General features: G+C 72.0%; 17 protein-coding genes. 5 read left to right on the forward strand and 12 right to left on the reverse strand.

Annotation, left to right across the window (positions count from 1 at the left end):
• Positions 1 to 119: 119 nt before the first annotated feature.
• From QSJ60_RS14150 to guaB1, 3 genes are all read right to left on the reverse strand, one after another.
• Positions 120 to 1,157: a hemolysin family protein gene (locus tag QSJ60_RS14150; protein ID WP_285463997.1), complete on the reverse strand. Its 1,038-nt coding sequence runs from the start codon at positions 1,155 to 1,157 to the stop codon at positions 120 to 122.
• Positions 1,154 to 2,479 carry a hemolysin family protein gene (locus tag QSJ60_RS14155; protein WP_285463998.1) on the reverse strand — a complete coding sequence of 442 codons (1,326 nt, stop codon included), beginning with the start codon at positions 2,477 to 2,479 and terminating at the stop codon, positions 1,154 to 1,156. The genes QSJ60_RS14150 and QSJ60_RS14155 overlap by 4 nt, the downstream gene beginning before the upstream one ends.
• Before the next feature lie 127 nt (positions 2,480 to 2,606).
• The gene (gene guaB1, locus QSJ60_RS14160) at positions 2,607 to 4,046 is read right to left on the reverse strand and encodes a GMP reductase (RefSeq protein ID WP_189086327.1); all 1,440 of its coding nucleotides are present in this window, start codon (positions 4,044 to 4,046) and stop codon (positions 2,607 to 2,609) included.
• 146 nt (positions 4,047 to 4,192) lie between these two features.
• Here guaB1 and QSJ60_RS14165 point away from each other — a divergent pair, with 146 nt between their 5' ends.
• Positions 4,193 to 7,951, forward strand: coding sequence for a multifunctional oxoglutarate decarboxylase/oxoglutarate dehydrogenase thiamine pyrophosphate-binding subunit/dihydrolipoyllysine-residue succinyltransferase subunit (locus tag QSJ60_RS14165; protein WP_230766020.1), 3,759 nt, complete (start codon positions 4,193 to 4,195; stop codon positions 7,949 to 7,951).
• An 81-nt stretch (positions 7,952 to 8,032) separates the two neighbouring features.
• Here the strand turns inward: QSJ60_RS14165 and QSJ60_RS14170 are convergent, their stop codons facing one another.
• From QSJ60_RS14170 to QSJ60_RS14180, 3 genes are all read right to left on the reverse strand, one after another.
• Positions 8,033 to 10,225: an MMPL family transporter gene (locus QSJ60_RS14170; RefSeq protein ID WP_285463999.1), complete on the reverse strand. Its 2,193-nt coding sequence runs from the start codon at positions 10,223 to 10,225 to the stop codon at positions 8,033 to 8,035.
• A gap of 88 nt (positions 10,226 to 10,313) precedes the next feature.
• A complete protein-coding gene (gene rsrA, locus QSJ60_RS14175) occupies positions 10,314 to 10,568 on the reverse strand; it encodes a mycothiol system anti-sigma-R factor (RefSeq protein ID WP_230766015.1) in 255 nt (84 codons plus the stop codon).
• The gene (locus tag QSJ60_RS14180) at positions 10,565 to 11,188 is read right to left on the reverse strand and encodes a sigma-70 family RNA polymerase sigma factor (protein WP_285465335.1); all 624 of its coding nucleotides are present in this window, start codon (positions 11,186 to 11,188) and stop codon (positions 10,565 to 10,567) included. The genes rsrA and QSJ60_RS14180 overlap by 4 nt, the downstream gene beginning before the upstream one ends.
• A 111-nt stretch (positions 11,189 to 11,299) precedes the next feature.
• On the opposite strand from QSJ60_RS14180, the gene aroA reads away from it, so the two are divergent.
• Positions 11,300 to 12,661, forward strand: a complete 1,362-nt coding sequence (aroA, locus tag QSJ60_RS14185) for a 3-phosphoshikimate 1-carboxyvinyltransferase (protein ID WP_285464000.1) — start codon at positions 11,300 to 11,302, stop codon at positions 12,659 to 12,661.
• Positions 12,658 to 13,728: a ribosome small subunit-dependent GTPase A gene (rsgA, locus tag QSJ60_RS14190; protein ID WP_285464001.1), complete on the forward strand. Its 1,071-nt coding sequence runs from the start codon at positions 12,658 to 12,660 to the stop codon at positions 13,726 to 13,728. Before aroA ends, rsgA begins: the two co-directional genes overlap by 4 nt.
• An 83-nt stretch (positions 13,729 to 13,811) precedes the next feature.
• Here the strand turns inward: rsgA and QSJ60_RS14195 are convergent, their stop codons facing one another.
• Positions 13,812 to 14,060: a WhiB family transcriptional regulator gene (locus tag QSJ60_RS14195; protein ID WP_055859573.1), complete on the reverse strand. Its 249-nt coding sequence runs from the start codon at positions 14,058 to 14,060 to the stop codon at positions 13,812 to 13,814.
• Positions 14,061 to 14,295: 235 nt separating this feature from the next.
• On the opposite strand from QSJ60_RS14195, the gene QSJ60_RS14200 reads away from it, so the two are divergent.
• On the forward strand, positions 14,296 to 14,748 hold the full coding sequence (locus tag QSJ60_RS14200) for a hypothetical protein (RefSeq protein ID WP_229781798.1): 453 nt from the start codon (positions 14,296 to 14,298) through the stop codon (positions 14,746 to 14,748).
• A gap of 36 nt (positions 14,749 to 14,784) precedes the next feature.
• Here QSJ60_RS14200 and bcp read toward each other — a convergent pair whose 3' ends face one another.
• The 4 genes from bcp to QSJ60_RS14220 form a co-directional block, all read right to left on the reverse strand.
• Positions 14,785 to 15,261, reverse strand: coding sequence for a thioredoxin-dependent thiol peroxidase (bcp, locus tag QSJ60_RS14205; RefSeq protein ID WP_285464002.1), 477 nt, complete (start codon positions 15,259 to 15,261; stop codon positions 14,785 to 14,787).
• A 112-nt stretch (positions 15,262 to 15,373) separates the two neighbouring features.
• Positions 15,374 to 16,867: a sensor histidine kinase gene (locus tag QSJ60_RS14210; RefSeq protein WP_285464003.1), complete on the reverse strand. Its 1,494-nt coding sequence runs from the start codon at positions 16,865 to 16,867 to the stop codon at positions 15,374 to 15,376.
• A gap of 3 nt (positions 16,868 to 16,870) precedes the next feature.
• On the reverse strand, positions 16,871 to 18,127 hold the full coding sequence (locus tag QSJ60_RS14215) for a CpaE/TadZ family protein (RefSeq protein ID WP_285464004.1): 1,257 nt from the start codon (positions 18,125 to 18,127) through the stop codon (positions 16,871 to 16,873).
• Positions 18,127 to 18,735, reverse strand: coding sequence for a hypothetical protein (locus QSJ60_RS14220; RefSeq protein WP_285464005.1), 609 nt, complete (start codon positions 18,733 to 18,735; stop codon positions 18,127 to 18,129). Before QSJ60_RS14220 ends, QSJ60_RS14215 begins: the two co-directional genes overlap by 1 nt.
• A gap of 159 nt (positions 18,736 to 18,894) precedes the next feature.
• Here QSJ60_RS14220 and QSJ60_RS14225 point away from each other — a divergent pair, with 159 nt between their 5' ends.
• The gene (locus QSJ60_RS14225; RefSeq protein WP_230766001.1) at positions 18,895 to 19,188 is read left to right on the forward strand and encodes a helix-turn-helix domain-containing protein; all 294 of its coding nucleotides are present in this window, start codon (positions 18,895 to 18,897) and stop codon (positions 19,186 to 19,188) included.
• Positions 19,189 to 19,289: 101 nt separating this feature from the next.
• Here the strand turns inward: QSJ60_RS14225 and QSJ60_RS14230 are convergent, their stop codons facing one another.
• Positions 19,290 to 19,868 (reverse strand): hypothetical protein, encoded by a 579-nt coding sequence (locus tag QSJ60_RS14230; protein ID WP_285464006.1) that lies wholly within the window; start codon positions 19,866 to 19,868, stop codon positions 19,290 to 19,292.
• Between the last annotated feature and the right edge of the window lie 57 nt (positions 19,869 to 19,925).

Here is a 19,925-nt window from a genome sequence, read left to right on the forward strand (position 1 = left end):
CGATTCCTCGGGTCGTGCTCAGTCTACGCCCGGTCGGCCGCGCCCGACGCCGGATCTCCCCGCCCCGACGCGGAACGGCGACCCCGCCTCCGCGGGGTCGCCGTCCGGTCGCGGTGGCGTCAGCCCCGCCGGGTCGCGTCCTGCACCTCGCCGACGAGTTCCTCGATGATGTCCTCGAGGAACACCACCCCCGTCGTCGCGCCCTCCCGATCGAAGGCGCGGGCGACGTGCGTGCCGAGCCGGCGCATCGTCGACAGCGCGTCCTCGACCTCGGTGCCGTCGAAGACCGACACCAGCCGGCGCACGCGCTTCGCGGGCAGCGGGTCGTCGAACTCGTCGTCGTCGAGGTCGATGACGTCCTTCAGATGCACGTAGCCGTCGGGCTCGCCGTCCGCGCCGAGGATGACGTAGCGCGAGAAACCGTGCTTGGCGACCGCGCGCTCCACGTCGCGGGGGGTCGCCCCCGGCGGGAGACTGACGAGCGAGTCCATCGGCACCGCGACGTCGGAGACGCGCTTCGTCGTGAACTCGAAGGCCGCGCTCAGCGTGCCGCTCGCGTCGTCCAGCACGCCCTCGCGGCGGGACTGGTCGACGATGGTCTGCACCTCGTCGAGCGTGAACGTCGAGTTCGCCTCGTTCTTCGGCTCGACGCCGAAGAGCCGCAGCACCCCGTTGGCCGTCGCGTTCAGGGCGACGATCGCGAACTTCAGCACGCGCGCGATGAACACCAGCGGCGGGGCGAGGAGCAGCACCGCGCGGTCCGGCACCGAGAACGACAGGTTCTTCGGCACCATCTCGCCGAACACCACGTGCAGGTAGCTCACGAGCACCAGCGTGATGATGAAGGCGACGGTGCCGATGACCTCTTCGCTCCAGCCGGTGAGGGCCAGCGGGATCTCGAGCAGGTGGTGGATCGCCGGCTCCGAGACGTTCAGGATCAGCAGCGAGCAGATCGTGATGCCGAGCTGACTCATCGCGAGCATGAGCGTCGCGTGCTCCATCGCCCAGAGGGCGGTCTTGGCGCTGCGCTTGCCCTGTTCGGCGAGCGGTTCGATCTGCGATCGCCGCGCCGAGATGACGGCGAACTCGGCGCCCACGAAGAAGGCGTTCGCGAGCAGCAGCACGAACAGCCAGGCGAGTCCGGCCCAGTCGCTCATCGCTCGCCCCCTTCCTCGTCGGCCGTCGGGAGCGGGGTCGGGATGAACCTCACCCGGTCGACGCGGCGGCCGTCGAGCCGGCGCACCTCGAGCCGGCCCTCGTCGATCTCGACCTCGTCGCCGACGACGGGCAGCCGCCCGAGCGAGGCGGTGATGAAGCCGGCGACCGTCTCATAGTCGCCGTTCTCGGGAACGCGGATGCCGGTGCGCTCCTCGAGCTCGTCGGGGCGCAGGATGCCGGGGAAGCTGATCTCGTCGCCGCGGCGCACGATGCCCGCGCGCGTGCGGTCGTGCTCGTCGGCGACCTCGCCGACCAGCTCCTCCACGAGGTCCTCGAGCGTCGCGACCCCGGCGGTGCCGCCGTACTCGTCGACGATCACCGCCATCTGGAACCCGCGCGCCCGCAGCTCGCCGAGCAGCGAGTCGAGCTTCATCGTCTCCGGCACCCGGAGCGCGTCGGACTGCAGGGCCGAGGTCGGCACCTCGCCGCGGCGCTCGCGGGGCACGGCCACGGCCTGCTTCACGTGCACGACGCCGACGATGTCGTCGAGGTTCTCGTCGTACACCGGGAAGCGGGAGAAGCCGGTCTGGCGGGCCAGCTCGATCACGGCCTCGGCCGGTTCCAGCCGCTGCACCGCGGCGAGCCGCGGGCGCGGCGTCATCACGTCGGAGGCGTCGTGCCCCGAGAAACGCAGCGTGCGGCCGAGCAGCGTCGCCGTGTCCTGCTCGAGCACGCCGGCGCTCGCCGAGCGGCGCACGAGCGAGCTCAGCTCCTCGGCCGAGCGGGCGCCGGAGAGCTCCTCCTTCGGCTCGATGCCGAAGGAGCGGATGACGGCGTTCGCGCTGCCGTTCAGCACCGCGATCGCGGGCCGGAAGACCCAGGTGAACGCGGTCTGGAACGGGATGACGACCTTCGCCGTCGCGAGCGGCAGCGCGAGCGCGAAGTTCTTCGGCACCAGCTCGCCGACGAGCATCGACAGCAGCGTCGCGATGACGACGGCGGTCGTCGCCCCCACGGGCCGCACGAGCTGCTCGGGGAGCCCGATCGCGGTGAGCGGCCCCGCCAGCAGCGAGGAGATCGCGGGCTCCATCGTGTAGCCCGTGAGCAGCGTCGTCAGCGTGATGCCGAGCTGCGCGCTCGAAAGGTGGGTCGAGGTGATCTTCAGCGCCTGGATGGTGAGACCCAACCGGGTCTCACCCCTGGCGCGACGCGCCTCGAGGTCGGCGCGATCGAGGTTGACGAGCGCGAACTCGCTCGCAACGAACAAGCCCGTGCCGATCGTGAGAAGCACACCGATGCCGAGCAGAATCCACTCAGACACGGGCACCTCCCCGACGCGTCACGGGCGAGGGTCTATGGCCGGGCGGAGTCGCAGAAGGAGGTTCGTCCATGGTGCGGCCAGTATATCGGCGGCGTCCCGCTCCGAGACTGGGAAGCCGCCGCATCCGTCACCAGCTGACCGGCAGCGCCTTGCCCTCCTCGTAGCCCGCCGCGGACTGGATGCCGACGAGCGCCCGGTCGCGGAACTCGGCGAGCGAGCGCGCCCCGGCGTAGGTGAAGGAGCTGCGCACGCCGGAGGTGATCATGTCGAGCAGGTCCTCGAGCGAGGGGCGGAGCGGATCGAGGTAGATCGCCGAGGAGGAGATGCCCTCGGCGAAGAGCTCCTTGCGAGCGAGCTCGTACGGCGAGAGCCGGTCGAAGCGCTCGCGCACGGCCTTCGTGGAGGCCATCCCCCAGCTCTCCTTGTACAGCCGGCCGTCGGCGTCGGAGCGGAGCACGCCGGGCGCCTCGATCGTGCCGGCGAACCAGGAGCCGATCATCACCGACGCGGCCCCCGCGGCGAGCGCGAGCGCGACGTCGCGCGGGTAGCGCACGCCGCCGTCGGCCCAGACCTTCGCCCCGAGGCCGGCCGCCGCCTCCGCGGTCTCCAGCACGGCGGAGAACTGCGGGCGGCCGACGGCGGTCATCATGCGGGTCGTGCACATCGCGCCGGGACCGACACCGACCTTCAGCACGTCGGCGCCGGCCTCGACGAGGTCGGCCACCGCCTGCTCGGTGACGACGTTGCCGGCGACGATGGGCAGTCCCAGTTCGAGGTCGCGCACGCGGCGGACCGCGGCGACCATGCCCTCCTGATGACCGTGCGCCGTGTCGAGCACGAGCATGTCGACGCCGGCCGCGGCGAGCGCGCGCGCCTTCGCCTCGACGTCGCCGTTGATGCCGACCGCGGCGGCGACCCGGAGCCGGCCGTCGCCGTCGACGTTCGCCTCGTAGATGGTGCCGCGGAGCGCGCTGCGCCGGCTGAGGGTGCCGACGACCTTGCCGTGCCGGAGCACGGGCGCGAAGTCGAGCTCGGCCTCGACCATGAGGTCGAAGGCGCGGCGCGCGGTGTCGACGTCGTCGGCGTCGAGCGCCGCGCTGCCGCCGTGCACGAGGTCGCCGAGCCGCGCGTCGGGCAGCGCGGTGGCGAGGCGCTCGGCCAGGATGCAGCCGCGGAACTCGCCGTGTTCGTCCTCGAGCACGAGGCCGTGGCCGGCCGCGGCGGGCAGGGCGACGAGGGCGTCGGCCACGGTCTGGTCCGGCGAGAAGCGGTGCGGGATGTCGAAGCTCGCGGATTGGGCCTTGACCCAGCGGATGGATTCTGCAAGGTCCTGCAGGTGCAGGTCCTGCGGGAGCACGCCGATGCCCCCGCGGCGGGCGAGCGTCGCGGCCAGGCGCGGGCCCGTGATCGAGTTCATGTTCGCCGAGACGACGGGGATCGAGCCACCGGAGCCGTCGTCGGGGGCGAGTGAGACGTCGAGCCGGCTCGGCACGGCCGAGCGGCTCGGGACGAGGAACACGTCGGAGTACGTCAGGTCGTGCGTGGGCGCCGTGCGGTAGAACTCCATGGCTCCCACGGTACTGCCAGGCGCGGCGTCCTCGGCCGGGCCGCAACGGGTTTAGGCTTGGGTGGGTGATCGGGGCGCGGTCGCGAGCGCGGCCGGTCCGATCTCCGCGGAATCCTTTCATCAACGGAGAGAGTGGGCGAGAGGCTGTGTCGAGCCAATTGACCGGGGCGGGTGCCGAAGAGACGGCGTCGGGCGAATTCGGAGCCAACGAATGGCTCGTCGACGAGATGTACGAGAAGTACCTCGCCGACCCCGATTCGGTCGACGAGACCTGGCGGCCGGTGCTGGAGCACTACCACCGCTCGAAGACCGCCGAGCGCGCCGCCGCCGCACCGGCCCCCGCGGCCGAGGCCTCCGCCGCACCGGCGCCGCCGGCCGCGCAGGCCGCGACGAACGGCGCAGCGGCCCCCGCCGCGCCGTCGAACGGCACCGGGCCCACCCCGACCACGCCGACGCCCGTCATCGGGCAGACGCCGGCGGCGCGCACCACCTCCCGGGCACCGCGCTCCGAGCCGGTCCCGGCCGATGTGCCCGTCACGAGCCCGCAGCCCGTCGTCGCCTCCGAGCGCGAGGACGAGGTCGTGACCCTCAAGGGCATGCCGAAGACCCTCGCGGCGAACATGGACGCCTCGCTCACCGTCCCCACCGCGACGAGCGTGCGCACCGTCCCCGCGAAGCTCATGATCGACAACCGCATCGTGATCAACAACCACCTGCGGCGCACCCGCGGCGGCAAGATCAGCTTCACCCACCTCATCGGCTGGGCGCTGATCCAGGCGCTCAAGGAGTTCCCCAGCCAGAACGTCTTCTACGCCGAGGTCGAGGGCAAGCCCTCCCTCGTGAAGCCCGCGCACGTCGGGCTCGGCATCGCGATCGACCTGCCCAAGCCCGACGGCACCCGCGCCCTCCTCGTCCCCGCCATCAAGCGCGCCGAGACGATGACCTTCAACGAGTACCTCGCCGCCTACGAGGACCTCGTCTCGCGGGCCCGGCAGAACAAGCTGAAGGCCGACGACTTCCAGGGCGGCACGATCTCCCTGACGAACCCCGGCGGCATCGGCACCGTGCACTCGGTGCCGCGGCTCATGAAGGGCCAGGGCTGCATCATCGGCGCCGGCGCCCTCGAGTACCCCGCCGAGTTCCAGGGCGCGAGCGAGAAGACGCTCGCGAACCTCGCGATCGGCAAGACGATCACGCTCACCTCGACCTACGACCACCGGGTCATCCAGGGCGCCGGCTCCGGCGAGTTCCTGAAGAAGGTGCACGAGCTCCTGATCGGCCAGCGCGGCTTCTACGAGGGCATCTTCGCCGCCCTCCGCCTGCCGTACGAGCCCATCCAGTGGGCGCCGGACATCGCGGTCGACGTCGCGAGCGCGATCGACAAGACCGCCCGCGTGCAGGAGCTCATCAACGCGTTCCGCGTGCGCGGCCACATGATGGCCGACACCGATCCGCTCGAGTACGTGCAGCGCACGCACCCCGACCTCGACATCGCGAGCCACGGCCTCACCTTCTGGGACCTCGACCGCGAGTTCGTCACCGGCGGCTTCGGCGACCGGCGCAAGGCGCTGCTCCGCGACATCCTGGGCGTCCTGCGCGACTCCTACTGCCGCACCATCGGCATCGAGTACATGCACATCCAGGACCCGGTGCAGCGCGCCTGGATCCAGAACGAGGTCGAGCGCCCGTACGAGAAGCCGACCCACGACGAGCAGATGCGCATCCTCGGCAAGCTGAACGAGGCCGAGGCGTTCGAGACGTTCCTGCAGACGAAGTACGTCGGCCAGAAGCGCTTCAGCCTCGAGGGCGGCGAGTCCGTCATCGCCCTGCTCGACGAGATCCTCCAGGGCGCCGCGAAGGCGGGCCTCGACGAGGTCGCGATCGGCATGGCGCACCGCGGTCGGCTCAACGTGCTCACGAACATCGCCGGCAAGACCTACGGCCAGGTGTTCCGCGAGTTCGAGGGTGCGACCGCCGGGCAGGGCTCGGGCGACGTGAAGTACCACCTCGGCACCGAGGGCACCTTCACCGCCGACGGCGGCCAGCAGGTCCCCGTCTCGCTCGCCGCGAACCCCTCGCACCTCGAGGCCGTCGACGGCGTGCTCGAGGGAATCGTGCGCGCGAAGCAGGACCGCAAGCCCATCGGCACCTTCTCGACCCTGCCGATCCTGGTCCACGGCGACGCGGCGATGGCCGGCCAGGGCGTGGTCGTCGAGACCATGCAGATGTCGCAGCTGCGCGGCTACCGCACGGGCGGCACGATCCACGTGAACATCAACAACCAGGTCGGCTTCACCACCGTGCCGGGCGACGCCCGCTCCTCGATCTACTCGACCGATGTGGCGAAGACGATCCAGGCGCCGATCTTCCACGTGAACGGCGACGACCCCGAGGCGGTCGTGCGGGTCGCGGAGCTCGCGTTCCGCTACCGCCAGGAGTTCAAGCGCGACGTCGTCATCGACCTCATCTGCTACCGCCGGCGCGGGCACAACGAGGGCGACGACCCCTCGATGACGCAGCCGCTCATGTACAACCTCATCGAGGCCAAGCGCAGCGTGCGCAAGCTCTACACGGAGGCGCTCGTCGGCCGCGGCGACATCACCGAGGAGGAGTACGAGAACGCGCACCGCGACTTCCAGGACCGCCTCGAGCGGGCCTTCGCCGAGACGCACGCGGCGCAGACCGGCGCCATCCCGGTGATCGGGGCCACCGAGTCCGTCGCAGAGCCGGAGCCCGCGAGCGGCGAGCTCGAGACGACGGGCGTCGCGCTCGAGGTCGTGCACGCCGTCGGCGACGCCTTCGGCAACAAGCCCGACGGCTTCACCGTGCACCCCAAGATCCAGCAGCTGCTCACGAAGCGCGTCGACATGAGCCGCAACGGCAAGATCGACTGGGGCTTCGGCGAGCTGCTCGCCTTCGGCTCGCTCCTGCTCGAGGGCACCCCGGTGCGCCTCGCCGGTCAGGACGCCCGCCGCGGCACCTTCGTGCAGCGTCACGCGGTCATGCACGACCGGGTGAACGGCCAGGAGTGGCTGCCGCTCATGAACCTCGCCGAGAACCAGGGCCGCTTCTACGTCTACGACTCGCTGCTGAGCGAGTACGCGGCGATGGGCTTCGAGTACGGCTACTCGGTCGAGCGCCCCGACACGCTCGTGGCGTGGGAGGCGCAGTTCGGCGACTTCGCGAACGGCGCGCAGACCATCATCGACGAGTTCATCTCCTCGGCCGAGCAGAAGTGGGGCCAGCGCTCGAGCGTCGTGCTCCTGCTCCCGCACGGCTACGAGGGCCAGGGCCCCGACCACTCGAGCGCCCGCATCGAGCGCTACCTGCAGCTCTGCGCCGAGAACAACATGACGGTCGCCCGTCCCTCTACGCCGGCGTCGTACTTCCACCTGCTGCGCCGCCAGGCCTACGCGCGGCCGCGCAAGCCGCTCGTGGTCTTCACCCCGAAGGCGATGCTCCGCCTCCGCGGCGCCACGAGCGAGGTGGCCGACTTCACGCAGGGCCGCTTCGAGCCGGTGATCGACGATGCGCGCATCACCGACAAGTCCGCCGTCAAGCGGGTCGTGTTCATGTCCGGCAAGCTCTATTACGACCTCGCGGCGGAGCTCGAGAAGTCGCCGAACCCCGAGATCGCCCTCGTCCGCCTCGAGCAGCTCTACCCGCTGCCCGCCGGCGAGCTGAAGGCGGTCGCCGACTCCTACCCGAACGCCGAGCTGGTGTGGGCGCAGGACGAGCCGGAGAATCAGGGCGCCTGGCCGTACTTCATCATCGAGACGAACAAGCTCGGGCCGCGCGAGGTGCGGGTCATCTCGCGGGCGGCCGCGGCCTCCCCCGCGACCGGCTCCGCGAAGCGGCACGCCGCCGAGCAGAGCGAGCTCGTGCAGCGCGCGCTCAGCCTGTAGCTCGCGAGCGATGCGCCGAAGGGGCGCGGATGCCTCGGCATCCGCGCCCCTTCCGCGTTCCGGCGAGCGAGCCGCGCCGGCTCAGCGCGCCCCGCGGGCCAGCTTCGACGGCCACCAGATGGACCGACCCAGGTCGTACGCGAGTGCGGGCACGAGCAGGGTGCGCACCAGGAAGGTGTCGAGCAGCACGCCGAACGCGACGATGAAGGAGATCTGCGCGAGGAAGAGGATCGGCAGCACGCCGAGCGCCGCGAACGTCGCCGCGAGCACGAGGCCCGCGGAGGTGATCACGCCGCCCGTGAGGCGGAGGCCCCGCAGCACGCCCTCGCGGGCCCCGAAGCGCAGCGACTCCTCGCGCACCCGGGTCATCAGGAAGATGTTGTAGTCCACCCCGAGGGCAACGAGGAACACGAAGCCGAACAGCGGCACACTCGGGTCGGCGCCCGGGAAGTGGAAGATCCCCTCGAACACCCAGGCCGAGACGCCCAGCGCCGCCGTGTAGGAGAGCACGACGCTCGCGATGAGCAGCAGCGGCGCCACGATGGCGCGCAGGAGCAGCATCAGGATGAGCAGGATCGCCGCGAGCACGAGCGGGATGATGAGCGTGCGGTCGGCGATCGCCGCGTCGTTCGTGTCGAGGGCCACCGCCGTCGGACCGCCGACGAGCGCATCGGCCGACACCGCGTCGAGCGCATCGCGCAGCTCCCGCACGGTCTGCTCGGCCGCCGCCGAGTCCGGGGCGTCGTCGAGCGTCGCCTGCAGCAGCACTCGCCCGTCGACGACGGTGGGCTCCGGCGCCGGCGTGCCGGGCGGGCCGAACGCGCCGATGCCGTCCGCCGTCACGGGAGCCGTGCCCGAGGGCGAGTCGGCGGAGACGACCGCGACGCTCGCGACGCCGTCCGTCGCGAGGGCGGTGTCGGCCATCGCCTGCAGCTCGTCCTCCGGGCCGACGATCGCGGCGGGCGCGCCGGAGCCGCCCGGGAAGTGCTCGGCGAGGAGCGCCTGCCCGTCGCGCGCCTCGGACTGGCCGAGCACGAACTCGCTCGACGGCACCCCGTCGGCGTCGAGCCTCGCGAGACCGAGCGACATGCCGGCGAGGAGCAGCACGGACAGCACCCAGACGAGTCGGGGCCGGCGGCTCACGAGACGCGCGAGGCTCGCCCAGAGGCCCGTGGCGGGCAGCTCGGGCTCCGCGGCGGCGCCGTCGGCCGAGGCATCCGGCCGGTGCAGCTTGCGCGGCCAGAAGGCCGCCCGGCCCGCCCAGAGCAGGAGCGCCGGCAGCAGCGTGAGCGCGGCGAGGAGCGCCGCGACGATCCCGATGGCCGCGACCGGGCCGAGCGCCTTGTTCGAGTTGAGCTCGCTGAACAGCAGGATGAGGAGCCCCGCGATGACCGTGCCGCCCGAGGCGACGATCGGCTCCCAGGCGCGGCGGAGCGCGGTCATCGTCGCCGCCCACTTGCCGGGCTCGGACTCGAGCGCCTCGCGGTAGCGCGCGGTGTAGAGCAGCGCATAGTCGGTGGCCGCGCCGATCACGAGGATGAAGAGGATGCCCTGCGTCTGGCCGCTCAGCAGGAGCGCGCCGCTGCGCGCGAGCGACACGACGGCGAACACCGAGGCGCAGAGCGCCGACAGGCTCGTGAAGAGCACGATGAACGGCAGCAGGAGCGAGCGGTAGACGATCACGAGGATGACGAACACCGCGGCGAGGGCGACGGCGAGCAGCAGGCCGTCGATGCCGGCGAAGGCGGCGACGAGGTCCGCCGTGAAGCCCGCCGGGCCGGTGACGGCGCTCGTGACGCCGTCGAGCTGGTGCTCGGCGACGAGTTCCCGCACCTCGCCGACGACCTCGTCGACCCCGCCCTCCGCGCCCGAGTCGACCGGGACGACGAACTGCGCCGCGGCACCGTCCTCGGACGGGATGACGGGCGAGGTCTCCCCCGCGCCGTCGACGCCGGCCACGAGCCCCCGGACGTCGTCGATCTCGGCGAGGGCCGAGGCATCCAGCTTCGCGCCGTCGTCGCTCGCGTACACGACGATCGCGGGCACCTCGTCGCCCGCGCGGAAGTCCTCCTGGAGCGACTGCACCTCGGTCGCCTCGGCGCTCGCGGGCAGGAACTGGGTCTGATCGTTCGTCTGCACCTCGGAGATGGCGCCGAACGAGGCACCGCCGATGCCGAACGCGGCGGTCCACAGCAGGATCAGGACGGCGGGCAGCAGCACGCGGAGCCAGCGCGGCACTCCGGAGCGGACGGGTCGAAGCTCTGCATCGTTCATGATGCTCTCGACGTTAGGCCGCCGGCGCCCCGCCGCGCGTCCATCGAAAGGTTGGCCGCGTGCGGGCGGTTCGACTCGCCGGTCTCGCCTAGTCGGCGAGGACGGCGTGCGTCTGGATCTCGCGGATCCGCGTGAGCACGACGGTGCGGAGCTCGTCAGGGGCGCTCTCGCGGCACGCCCGCTGCACGACCTCGGTGATGGTGATGCCGACCTTCAGCTCGCCGGAGCACTCGGGGCAGTTCTCCATGTGCGCACGGATGTCGGCGGCATCCTCGCTGCAGAGCTCGTTGTGCAGGTACTCCTCGAGCTCGGCCCGCGCCTTGTCGCAGCCGCAGTCGTTCATTTCTTGCTCCTGGTGGGGTTGGCCGCCGACCGGATGCCCTGCTCGAGGGCGTAGTCGGCGAGGGACTCGCGAAGCATCCGCCGGCCACGGTGCAGGCGGCTCATCACGGTCCCGATCGGGGTGTTCATCATGTCGGCGATCTCCTGGTAGGAGAAGCCCTCGACGTCCGCGAAGTACACGGCGAGTCGGAAGTCCTCGGGGAGCGCCTGCAGCGCGTCCTTCACGGCGCTGTCGGGCAGGTGGTCGATCGCCTCCGCCTCCGCGGAGCGGCTCGTCGCGGCCGTCGTCGACTCGGCGCCGCCGAGCTGCCAGTCCTCGAGCTCGTCGATCGTGCCCTGGTAGGGCTCCCGCTGCTTCTTGCGGTAGGTGTTGATGAAGGTGTTCGTGAGGATGCGGTACAGCCACGCCTTCAGGTTCGTGCCCTGCTTGAACTGCGCGAACGCGGCGTAGGCCTTCACGAAGGTCTCCTGCACGAGGTCCTGCGCGTCGGCGGGATTCTTCGTCATCCGCAGCGCAGCGGCGTACAGCTGATCGATGAAGGGCAGCGCCTGCTCCTCGAACAGCTCGCCCAGCGGGCGCTCGGCCTCGACCATGGGCTCGTCGATCTCATCACCGGTCATCACCGGCCATCCTAGATCGTCGACCCGCTCGGCCGTCGTCCGCTCCAGCAGTGCGAGGCTCACCTGCACCCTCTCCTCCCGCGCCCGCACGGACGCTACTGTTGATAACCGATGCAGATCACGCCATATTCCGAGCCCGAGTTCGACCCGTACGGCGACGCGCGCCGCACCGAGCCCGACCCGGGCTGGCTCGCGCCCACCGCGAGCCGGCCGCTGCAGGCGACGCTCTCGGTCCCCGGCTCGAAGTCGCTGACGAACCGGGAGCTCGTGCTCGCCGCCCTCGCCGACGGCCCTTCGGTGCTGCGCGCCCCGCTCTGGTCGCGCGACAGCGAGCTCATGATCGAGGCGCTGACCGCCCTCGGCGTGGGCTTCGAGCGCCTGCCCGGCCGCGGCGGCTTCGGCGACGATCTGCGCGTCACTCCCGCCGAGGAGCTCCTCGGTTCCACCACCGTCGACTGCGGCCTCGCCGGCACCGTCATGCGGTTCGTGCCGCCGGTGGCCGCGCTGGCCCTCGGGCCCACGACCTTCGACGGTGACGAGGCCGCCAGACGGCGGCCGATGTCCGGCGTCATCGACGGCCTGAAGGGGCTCGGCGTCGACCTCGACGACGACCGCCGCGGCACGCTGCCGTTCACCGTGCACGGCACCGGCCGCATCGTGGGCGGCGCCCTCGAGATCGATGCTTCGGCGTCCAGCCAGTTCGTCTCCGGGCTGCTGCTGTCGGCGCCGCGCTTCGAGCAGGGGCTCGACCTCCGGCACACCGGCGAGCGACTGCCGAGCATGCCGCACATCGAGATGACGGTCGCGGCGCTCGCCCGGCGAGGCGTCGTCGTCGAGTCGCCGGAGCCCGGCCGCTGGGTCGTGGCGCCCGGCCCCATCGCCGCCGTCGACGTCGACATCGAGCCAGACCTCTCGAACGCCGCGCCGTTCCTGGCCGCCGCGCTCGTCGCGGGCGGCGAGGTGACGATCACGGGATGGCCCGGCGCCACCACCCAGGTCGGCGCCCAGCTCGAGACGCTGCTGCCCCGCTTCGGCGCCGCGGTCGAGCGCAGCGGCGACCGGCTCACGGTCCGGGCTCCGGGGGCGGCGGCCGGTGGGATCCGCGCCGTGGAGCTCGATCTCGGCGAGGCCGGCGAACTCGTGCCCAACCTCGTCGCGATCGCCGCCTTCGCCGACGGCCCGTCGACATTCACCGGGATCGGCCACATCCGACACCACGAGACCGACCGGCTCGCCGCGCTCGCCGCCGAGCTGAACGGCCTCGGCGGGCGGGTCACCGAGCTCGACGACGGCCTGCTGGTCGAGCCGGTGCCGCTGCACGAGGGCGCCTGGCGCGCCTACGCCGACCACCGGATGGCGACGAGCGGCGCGATCGTCGGCCTCGCGGTGCCCGGGGTCGTCATCGACGACATCGCCTCGACCGGCAAGACGCTGCCGCAGTTCCCCGAGCTCTGGGGCGGGCTGCTGCGATGAGCTGGTGGGACGCCGACGACGAGGACGACGAGCCCGAGTTCGACGAGTCCGATGTCCGGGTGCGTCCGAGCCGCCGTGGCAGCCGGCCGCGCACGAAGCAGCGCCCGGAGCACGCGGACGCCGTGCAGGGCCGCGTGCTCGGCGTCGATCGCGGCCGCTACGCGGTGCTGCTCGAGGAGGGCGGCCCCGACGAGCGCGAGGTGACCGCCGCGCGGGCGCGCGAGCTCAAGCGCAAGTCCGTCGTGACCGGCGACCTCGTCGACGTGGTGGGCGACACGACGGGCGACGAGGGGACGCTGGCCCGCATCGTCCGCATCGGCGAGCGCACGAGCCTGCTGCGGCGCAGCGCCGACGACACCGACGCCGTCGAGCGCATCATCGTGGCGAACGCCGATCAGATGCTCGTCGTCGTCGCCGCCGCGAACCCCGAGCCGCGCACGCGGCTCGTCGACCGCTACCTGGTCGCCGCCTACGACGCCGGAATCACGCCGCTCCTCTGCATCACGAAGACCGATCTGGCCGACCCCGAGCCGTTCCTGCAGAGCTTCGCCGGCCTCGAGCTGCCCGTCTTCCGCTCCGCGGCCGAGGACATGCCCCTCGACGAGATCCGTGCGGCCCTCGTGGGCCATCGCACGGTGTTCGTCGGGCACTCGGGCGTCGGCAAGTCGACGCTCGTGAACGCGCTCGTGCCGAGCGCGGAGCGCGCCACCGGACGGGTGAACGACGTCACCGGTCGCGGCCGGCACACCTCCTCGTCGACGGTCTCGCTGCGCCTCGAGGCATCCGACGGCGACGGCTGGGTGATCGACACGCCGGGCGTGCGCTCGTTCGGCCTCGGGCACGTGGACCCCGCGAACATCCTGCGCTCGTTCACCGATCTCGCCGAGATCGCGGAACGCTGCCCCAGGGGGTGCACCCATCTGCCCGACGCGCCGGACTGCGCGCTCAACGAAGCCGCGGCCGACGGCGAGCTCGACGAGACGGGCCTCGCCCGGCTGGACTCGCTGCAGCGACTGCTGGAGACGTTCTCGACCGCGCCGGGCGGCGCCGATCGCGGCGGACACTGATCGCTGCGGACACTGATCGAGCCGAGCACCGGACGGGGTGGTGTCGTCGGGTGCTCGGCTCGATGGAGGTCGTGTCGCGGCGTTCAGCCGGCGCGGCGGGCGCGAGCGGCGCGGCGCTTCAGGGCGCGGCGCTCGTCTTCGCTGAGGCCGCCCCAGACGCCCGAGTCCTGACCGGTCTCGAGGGCGTACTGCAGGCAGATCTCGGTGACCGTGCAACGGGCGCAGACCGCCTTCGCCTTCTCGATCTGGTCGACGGCCGGACCAGTGTTCCCCACCGGGAAGAACAGTTCGGGGTCGGCGGTGAGGCAGGCGGCTTTGTCGCGCCAATCCATGGAGATGCTCCTTGTTGCTACTCGTCGCAGTCACACTCGCGCGCTCTCGCGCGGCCATTTCGTTCGTACGTACTCCTGTGCGCACGAACTCGGTGGCGGTGTTGCGGGGGGAAAGCCAAGTCTCGGGAAGTAGGATCATGATTGATCGGCTCACCACCCTGTGAGCATCAACTCGGCCTTGTAAATCGTGGCATAGCGACGGGGTCGAATCAATAGCCGTGTATGGGATATCGCTGTGAATCAGAGCTCCGACCGCCCCGCCTCAGCCGAGGAACCTCCCGCTGATCAGGGGGTCCCCCGCGCGGCGCTCGCGATCGTGAACGTGCTGCTCGTGCTCGAGGCGCTCGCCGTCGCGGGCGTGCTCGTCTGGCTCGTCGTCGACCTGCTGACCCTCGCCCCCTCGTCCTATGCGACCGCGGTCGCGCTCATCGTGCTGGTCGCGATCGGCGCCGTGTTCACCGCCGCCGTCGCCGTCGCCTCGATCCGCCGCGCCGGATGGTCCCGCGCGGGCGCCATCGTCTGGCAGGTGCTGCAGGTGTCCGTCGCCGCCGGCGCCTTCCAGGGGCTGTTCGCCCGCCCCGACATCGGCTGGGCGCTGCTCATCCCCGCGATCGTCGTCGTGGTCCTCATGCTCGCCCCGTCGGTGCGCCGCGCCTACGGCAACGCCGGAGCGGCGCCGGAGCACTGAGCTTCCGGCGCCGCCCCGGCGGTGTGCGGCGGTGGCTCAGCCGTCGAGGCCGAGCTCGCGGCGGATGCGCGCGATGTGCCCGGTGGCCTTCACGTTGTAGAGGGCCTTCGCGATGCGGCCCTCCTCGTCGATGACGAACGTCGAGCGGATGGAGCCGACGACGATCTTGCCGTAGAGCGACTTCTCGCCCCAGACGCCGTAGGCCTGCTGGACGGCGAGGTCGGGGTCCGCGAGGAGGGTGAAGTTCAGCCGGTCCCGCTCGGCGAAGCGCTTGAGCTTCTCGACCTCGTCCTTGGAGACGCCAAGCACCCGGATGCCCGCGGCCTTGAAGGAGTTGAGGCTGTCGCGGAAGTCGCACGCCTCGGTCGTGCAGCCCGGGGTCATCGCCTCGGGGTAGAAGTAGAGCACCACCTTGCCGCCGCGGAGCGACGAGAGCGTCACCGGGGTGCCGTCCTGGTCGTCGAGCGTGAAGTCGGGGGCGAGATCGCCGGGGGCGAGTCGTGCATCGTTCATACCGACCATGGTAGGCCGCCTCCGCCATGCCCGCCCCGCGCCGGGTGCCACGCTCGCCGCCCGGGCACCGGATGCCTCGCCACCACCGGCGGCTCGTCGGCGGAGAGTCCGCTCAGGCCGGCGCGATCCAGCGCAGCGGCACCTCGATGGTCACCTCGGTGCCCGTGCCGACGACCGTGTGCCAGTCGATGGTGCCGCCGAGCTCGCCCTGGATGAGCGTGCGCACGATCTGCGTGCCGAGCCCCTCCCCGACGCGGCCCTCCGGGAGCCCCGATCCGGTGTCGCGCACCTGCACCGTGAGCAGCTGCTCGGATCGGTCGGCGACGACCTCCACCTCGCCCACCTGGCCGGCGAGGCCGTGCTCGACGGCGTTCGTGACGAGCTCGGTCAGGGCGAGCGCGAGCGGGGTCGCGTACTCGCTCGGGAGCACGCCGAAACTGCCGGACCGCTTCGGATGCGCCGTCGTGTTGTGGGCGGCGGCGACCTCCGCGACGAGCAGCAGCGCGCGGTCGAACACCTCGTCGAAGTCGACGTTCTGCGAGAGCCCGGTCGACAGCGTGTCGTGCACGACGGCGATGGCCCCGACCCGGCGCATCGCCTGGGTCAGCGCCTCCCGGGCCTCGTCGGAGTGCGTGCGGCGCGCCTGGATGCGCAGCAGCGACGCGACCGTCTGCAGGTTGTTCTTCACCCGGTGGTGGATCTCCCGGATCGTCGCGTCCTTCGTGATCAGCTCCTGCTCCTGGTGGCGGAGCTCGGTGACGTCGCGAGTGAGCACGATCGCGCCGATGCGCGCGCCCTTGCGCCGGATCGGGATGGCCCGGAGCGAGACCGTGACGCCACGGGACTCGACGTCCGTGCGCCAGGGTGCGCGGCCGGTGACCACGAGCGGGAGCGACTCGTCGATGACGAGCTTGCCGGCCAGGAGCCGCGTCGTGACATCGGCGAGCGACTCGCCCTCGAGCTCGTCGTCGAAGCCCATGCGGTTGAACGCCGACAGCGCGTTCGGGCTCGCAAAGGTCGTGACCCCGTCGACGTCGAGGCGGATGAGCCCGTCGGAGGCGCGCGGGGCGCCCCGGCGCGGGCCGGTCGGCGCGCCGAGGTCGGGGAAGTCGCCGGAGGCGATCATCTGGAAGAGCTCGCCCGCGCAGTCGTTGAAGGTGAGTTCCTGGCGGCTCGGCGTGCGCGTCGCGCCGAGGTTCGTGTGCCGGGTGATTACCGCGACCGGCTCAGGCGCGACCTCGGTGCTCGACTCGGCGAGCCGCCGCATGACGGGCACCGCGCGCACCCGGGTGGGCATCTCCTCGTACCAGTCGGGCGCGGAGGAATCGATGATCTCCGCGCTCGAGTAGGCCTGGGTGACGAGGTCCCGCCACTGGGGCTTGATGCGCTGGCCGACGAAGTCGCGGTAGAAGAGCGTCGCGGCGCTCGACGGGCGCGCATGCGCGACGGCGACGAAGTCGTCGTCGCCCGACGGCACCCACAGCACGATGTCGGCGAAGGCGAGATCGGCGAGCAGCTGCAGGTCGCCGACGAGCATGTGCAGCCAGTCGACATCGGCCTGACTGCTGCGGCCCTGGGCGAGGACGAGTTCACTGAGGGTCGACACGGTTCAAGCGTAGTGCGGCGCACGTCGTCGCACGCGATCCAGGAGTCGTGTTCCGGGCGCGCCGCCGCCGAGCGCTCCCGGCTCGCCCCTGACTCCGAGGAGCCGCTCCGCCGTGTACTCGCGAACCGCCGTGGCGAGGGCCGAGCGGGGCGCAGCGTCTCGGAGCGCCCGCGCCCGCAGGATCGCGGCGTCGGCGCCGCGGACGTCCTGCGGGAGGAGCCACGCCCGCTCGATGCCGCCCAGCCGATGCAGCGTCGACCGCACCTGCCCGTAGGCGTCGAAGCCGAGCGCCCCGGGGCGGACGCGGTTGACGAGCACGTCGATCTGCGCCGGGTCGACGTGCTCCGCGAGCTCCGCGCAGCCTCGGAGGAGTCGGCCGAGCCCCAGCGGATCGGCGAGCCCGACGGCGGTCACCCGGTCGGCGGCCTGGAGCGCGGCGAACGTCGCGGCGTTGCGCCGCGGCGCGAACTGATCACTCGTGAGCTCCTCGTCGCGCTCGAGACTGAAGCCCGTGTCGATGACGACCGTGTCGGCCTGCGCCGAGATCGCCGCGATCGCCGTCGCGACGCGCTCGGCGCCGAGCTCCGGCCAGCGGGCGGCGCCGATGAGCCCCGTAAACACGTCGAATTGCGCGCCGCTCGTCGTGCACGGTTGCGCCAGTCGCTCGAGTTCGGCGCGGTCGAGCGCTCCCATGCCGGCGAGCCGGCACGCCGCGGCGAACCCCGGCGTCTCGTCGAGGAGCCCGAGGGCGGCCGCCGTCGCTCCGCCGTACGGATCGGCGTCGATGAGGGCGACCCGTCCACCGGCCGCCGCCAGCTCCGCAGCGACGTTCACGGCGATCGTCGTGCGCCCCGGTGCGCCGGCCGGCCCCCAGACCGCGATCGTCCGAACGGCCGACGGGCTCGGCGGTTCGGCATCCGGAGCGGCGCGCCCGACGACGACGGGCTCGAGCTCGGACCAGCTGAGCTGCGAGCCGAGCACCTCATGGAGGCCGGTCGACCGTGCCGCGGCGCGCTGCCGGTCGTCGTCGGCGAGCGCGATGACCCGGATGCCGAGGGCATCGCAGGCGCTCAGCAGTGCTCGGTCGAAGGTGCCCTCACCGGCGCCGACGAGGACGACGTCCGGGGCGTGCTCGCCCACGCCGGCGCGCAGTTCGGCCCAGCTGCTCGCCCGCGCGACGAGCTGATGCCCGTGCTCGATCGCGTCCGGGAGCAGCCGGCGCTCGAGCTCCGGCGAGAGTGCGACGGCGAGCCGGACCATCAGGCCGCTCGCCGCGCGGGGACGAGGTCGATCGCGTCTCCGGCGGAGAGCGACTCCAGCAGGAGCGGCAGACGCTCGCGGTCGAGCCGCAGCTCGACGAGCGGGCCGTCGGCGCCGGGCGAGTCGACCGCCAGTACGGACACGACCTCCGCACCCGGCACGAGCACCACGGGAGGCTCGAACCCGCGCTCGATCGCGCCGGCCACCCAGACGTCGACCACGCTGCCCGGCTCGACCTCGGCCGGGAGCGCACCACGGCTCGGCACGACGACCGTCGCGACGGCGTCGTCGGCGGCCGATCCGATCGCCTCGATCGGGATGAGCTCGCCCGATCCGACGGTGCGGGTCAGTACGGCGTCGGCCGGCGGCACGGTCTCGGCGGACAGGTACCGCGTCGTGTGCTCGCCGAGGACGACCCGCACGCGCTGGAGCCCCTCGAGTTCCAGCTTCGAGCCCGCCGGAATGGTGTCGCGCGCCGTGTAGACCTCGACCGAGCGATCGAGTCCGCCCACGATCGCCCAGACGCCCAGCACCGATCCGACGACGAGCACGACGCCCGCCGCCAGCCTGAGGTCGATGCCTCTCCCCCGTCGAGCGCGCCAGCCCATTCGTTCTCCTACTCCCTCGTTCGCGCGGCCGGTGCCGGCGTTCGCCGACGGCACCACGATCCCCGCCCGGTCACCCCATCGTCGCGACGGCGCCGACTGCCTGCCCGGAGTTATCCACAGACCGCACGTTCGACGCCCGCCGGGTCGATAATCGAGGGCATGACCTCACCTGGATCGACTGGCGAGCTCGGGCGGTTCCTGACCCTCGCCGATACCGCGGAGCTCCTCGCCGTCGACGTGGGCGTCGTCGACGCCCTCATCGGCTCCGGCGAGCTGCCGGCCATCCGGGTCGGCGAGCACGGCCCCTGGCGCGTCGAACGCGCGCAGCTCGAGGTCTGGATCGACGAGCAGTACGAGTCCGCCCGTCGTCACGCAGCCTGGAACGAGGGCGAGTTCGCGAACCTCGCGGAGCTCTCCGGCGTGCGCCGCGGCAGAGTTCACCCGGTCGACTGAGCTCATTCGGCACTCGCCACGCGGGCCGAAACCACCACCGGATCATTTCGGGATGCCAATTGCTCGACGATCCCCGATCGGCCCGCGAGCCGACCGGACGCTCAGAATTCGACCGTCGAGATCCGTTCGAACGGCACCAGCCGATACGCCTTGACCTCGGCCTCCCGTCGCGGCGTGCCGGCCGGATGAACGGCGAGTTCCAGGTGGTCGCCGCCGACGCGATCGATGGTGCCGTGCCAGCTCGCGCCACCGACCCCGTGCACGAGGACGGGGGCACGGCGACGTGCGAGATCGCGGAGGACGAAGCCGAAACCGATGCGCGCGGCGAGCGCCGTCGGCGACTCCGGGAGAGCCACGAGGCTCGCCGCGAGATCGTCCCGATCCGCCAGGATCGCCGTGATTGCGGGGATGCGCACGATGAACTGCCCGAGTCCCGGCGGCTCCGGTCGCGCCGCCACCCAGTCCCGACCGAACGACGTCAAGCCGAGCGACAGCGTGCGTCCGTCGACGAGTTCGCAGCGCAGGGGCCGCCCGGCCTCGTGCAGCGCGCGCATCCGTTCGCGCAGGGAGAGCCGACCGAGCCGATGGCGTTCCTCCTCGAGCGCGAGGGCCCGCTCCTCCTCGCGCTGCTCGTGATCGATCTGCGCTGCGAGGTCGTCGATGAGCCGTTCGAACCGCATGCCGGCGACCATAGTCCGCCCGTCCGCGATGCCACCGGACACTCTCCACAGGGCCGC

This window comes from Agromyces sp. NBRC 114283, from assembly GCF_030268405.1.
Taxonomy (GTDB): domain Bacteria; phylum Actinomycetota; class Actinomycetes; order Actinomycetales; family Microbacteriaceae; genus Agromyces; species Agromyces mediolanus.

Excerpts from the sequence above, each read along its gene's own strand:
- QSJ60_RS14150 (WP_285463997.1), bottom strand. The coding sequence starts at position 1,157 with ATGAGCGACTGGGCCGGACTCGCCTGGCTGTTCGTGCTGCTGCTCGCG.
- QSJ60_RS14195 (WP_055859573.1), bottom strand. The coding sequence starts at position 14,060 with ATGGATTGGCGCGACAAAGCCGCCTGCCTCACCGCCGACCCCGAACTG.
- QSJ60_RS14220 (WP_285464005.1), bottom strand. The coding sequence starts at position 18,735 with ATGGGCTGGCGCGCTCGACGGGGGAGAGGCATCGACCTCAGGCTGGCG.
- guaB1 (WP_189086327.1), bottom strand. The coding sequence starts at position 4,046 with ATGGAGTTCTACCGCACGGCGCCCACGCACGACCTGACGTACTCCGAC.
- rsrA (WP_230766015.1), bottom strand. The coding sequence starts at position 10,568 with ATGAACGACTGCGGCTGCGACAAGGCGCGGGCCGAGCTCGAGGAGTAC.
- bcp (WP_285464002.1), bottom strand. The coding sequence starts at position 15,261 with ATGAACGATGCACGACTCGCCCCCGGCGATCTCGCCCCCGACTTCACG.
- QSJ60_RS14225 (WP_230766001.1), top strand. The coding sequence starts at position 18,895 with ATGACCTCACCTGGATCGACTGGCGAGCTCGGGCGGTTCCTGACCCTC.
- QSJ60_RS14215 (WP_285464004.1), bottom strand. The coding sequence starts at position 18,127 with ATGGTCCGGCTCGCCGTCGCACTCTCGCCGGAGCTCGAGCGCCGGCTG.
- QSJ60_RS14230 (WP_285464006.1), bottom strand. The coding sequence starts at position 19,868 with ATGCGGTTCGAACGGCTCATCGACGACCTCGCAGCGCAGATCGATCAC.
- QSJ60_RS14180 (WP_285465335.1), bottom strand. The coding sequence starts at position 11,188 with ATGACCGGTGATGAGATCGACGAGCCCATGGTCGAGGCCGAGCGCCCG.
- rsgA (WP_285464001.1), top strand. The coding sequence starts at position 12,658 with ATGAGCTGGTGGGACGCCGACGACGAGGACGACGAGCCCGAGTTCGAC.
- QSJ60_RS14170 (WP_285463999.1), bottom strand. The coding sequence starts at position 10,225 with ATGAACGATGCAGAGCTTCGACCCGTCCGCTCCGGAGTGCCGCGCTGG.
- aroA (WP_285464000.1), top strand. The coding sequence starts at position 11,300 with ATGCAGATCACGCCATATTCCGAGCCCGAGTTCGACCCGTACGGCGAC.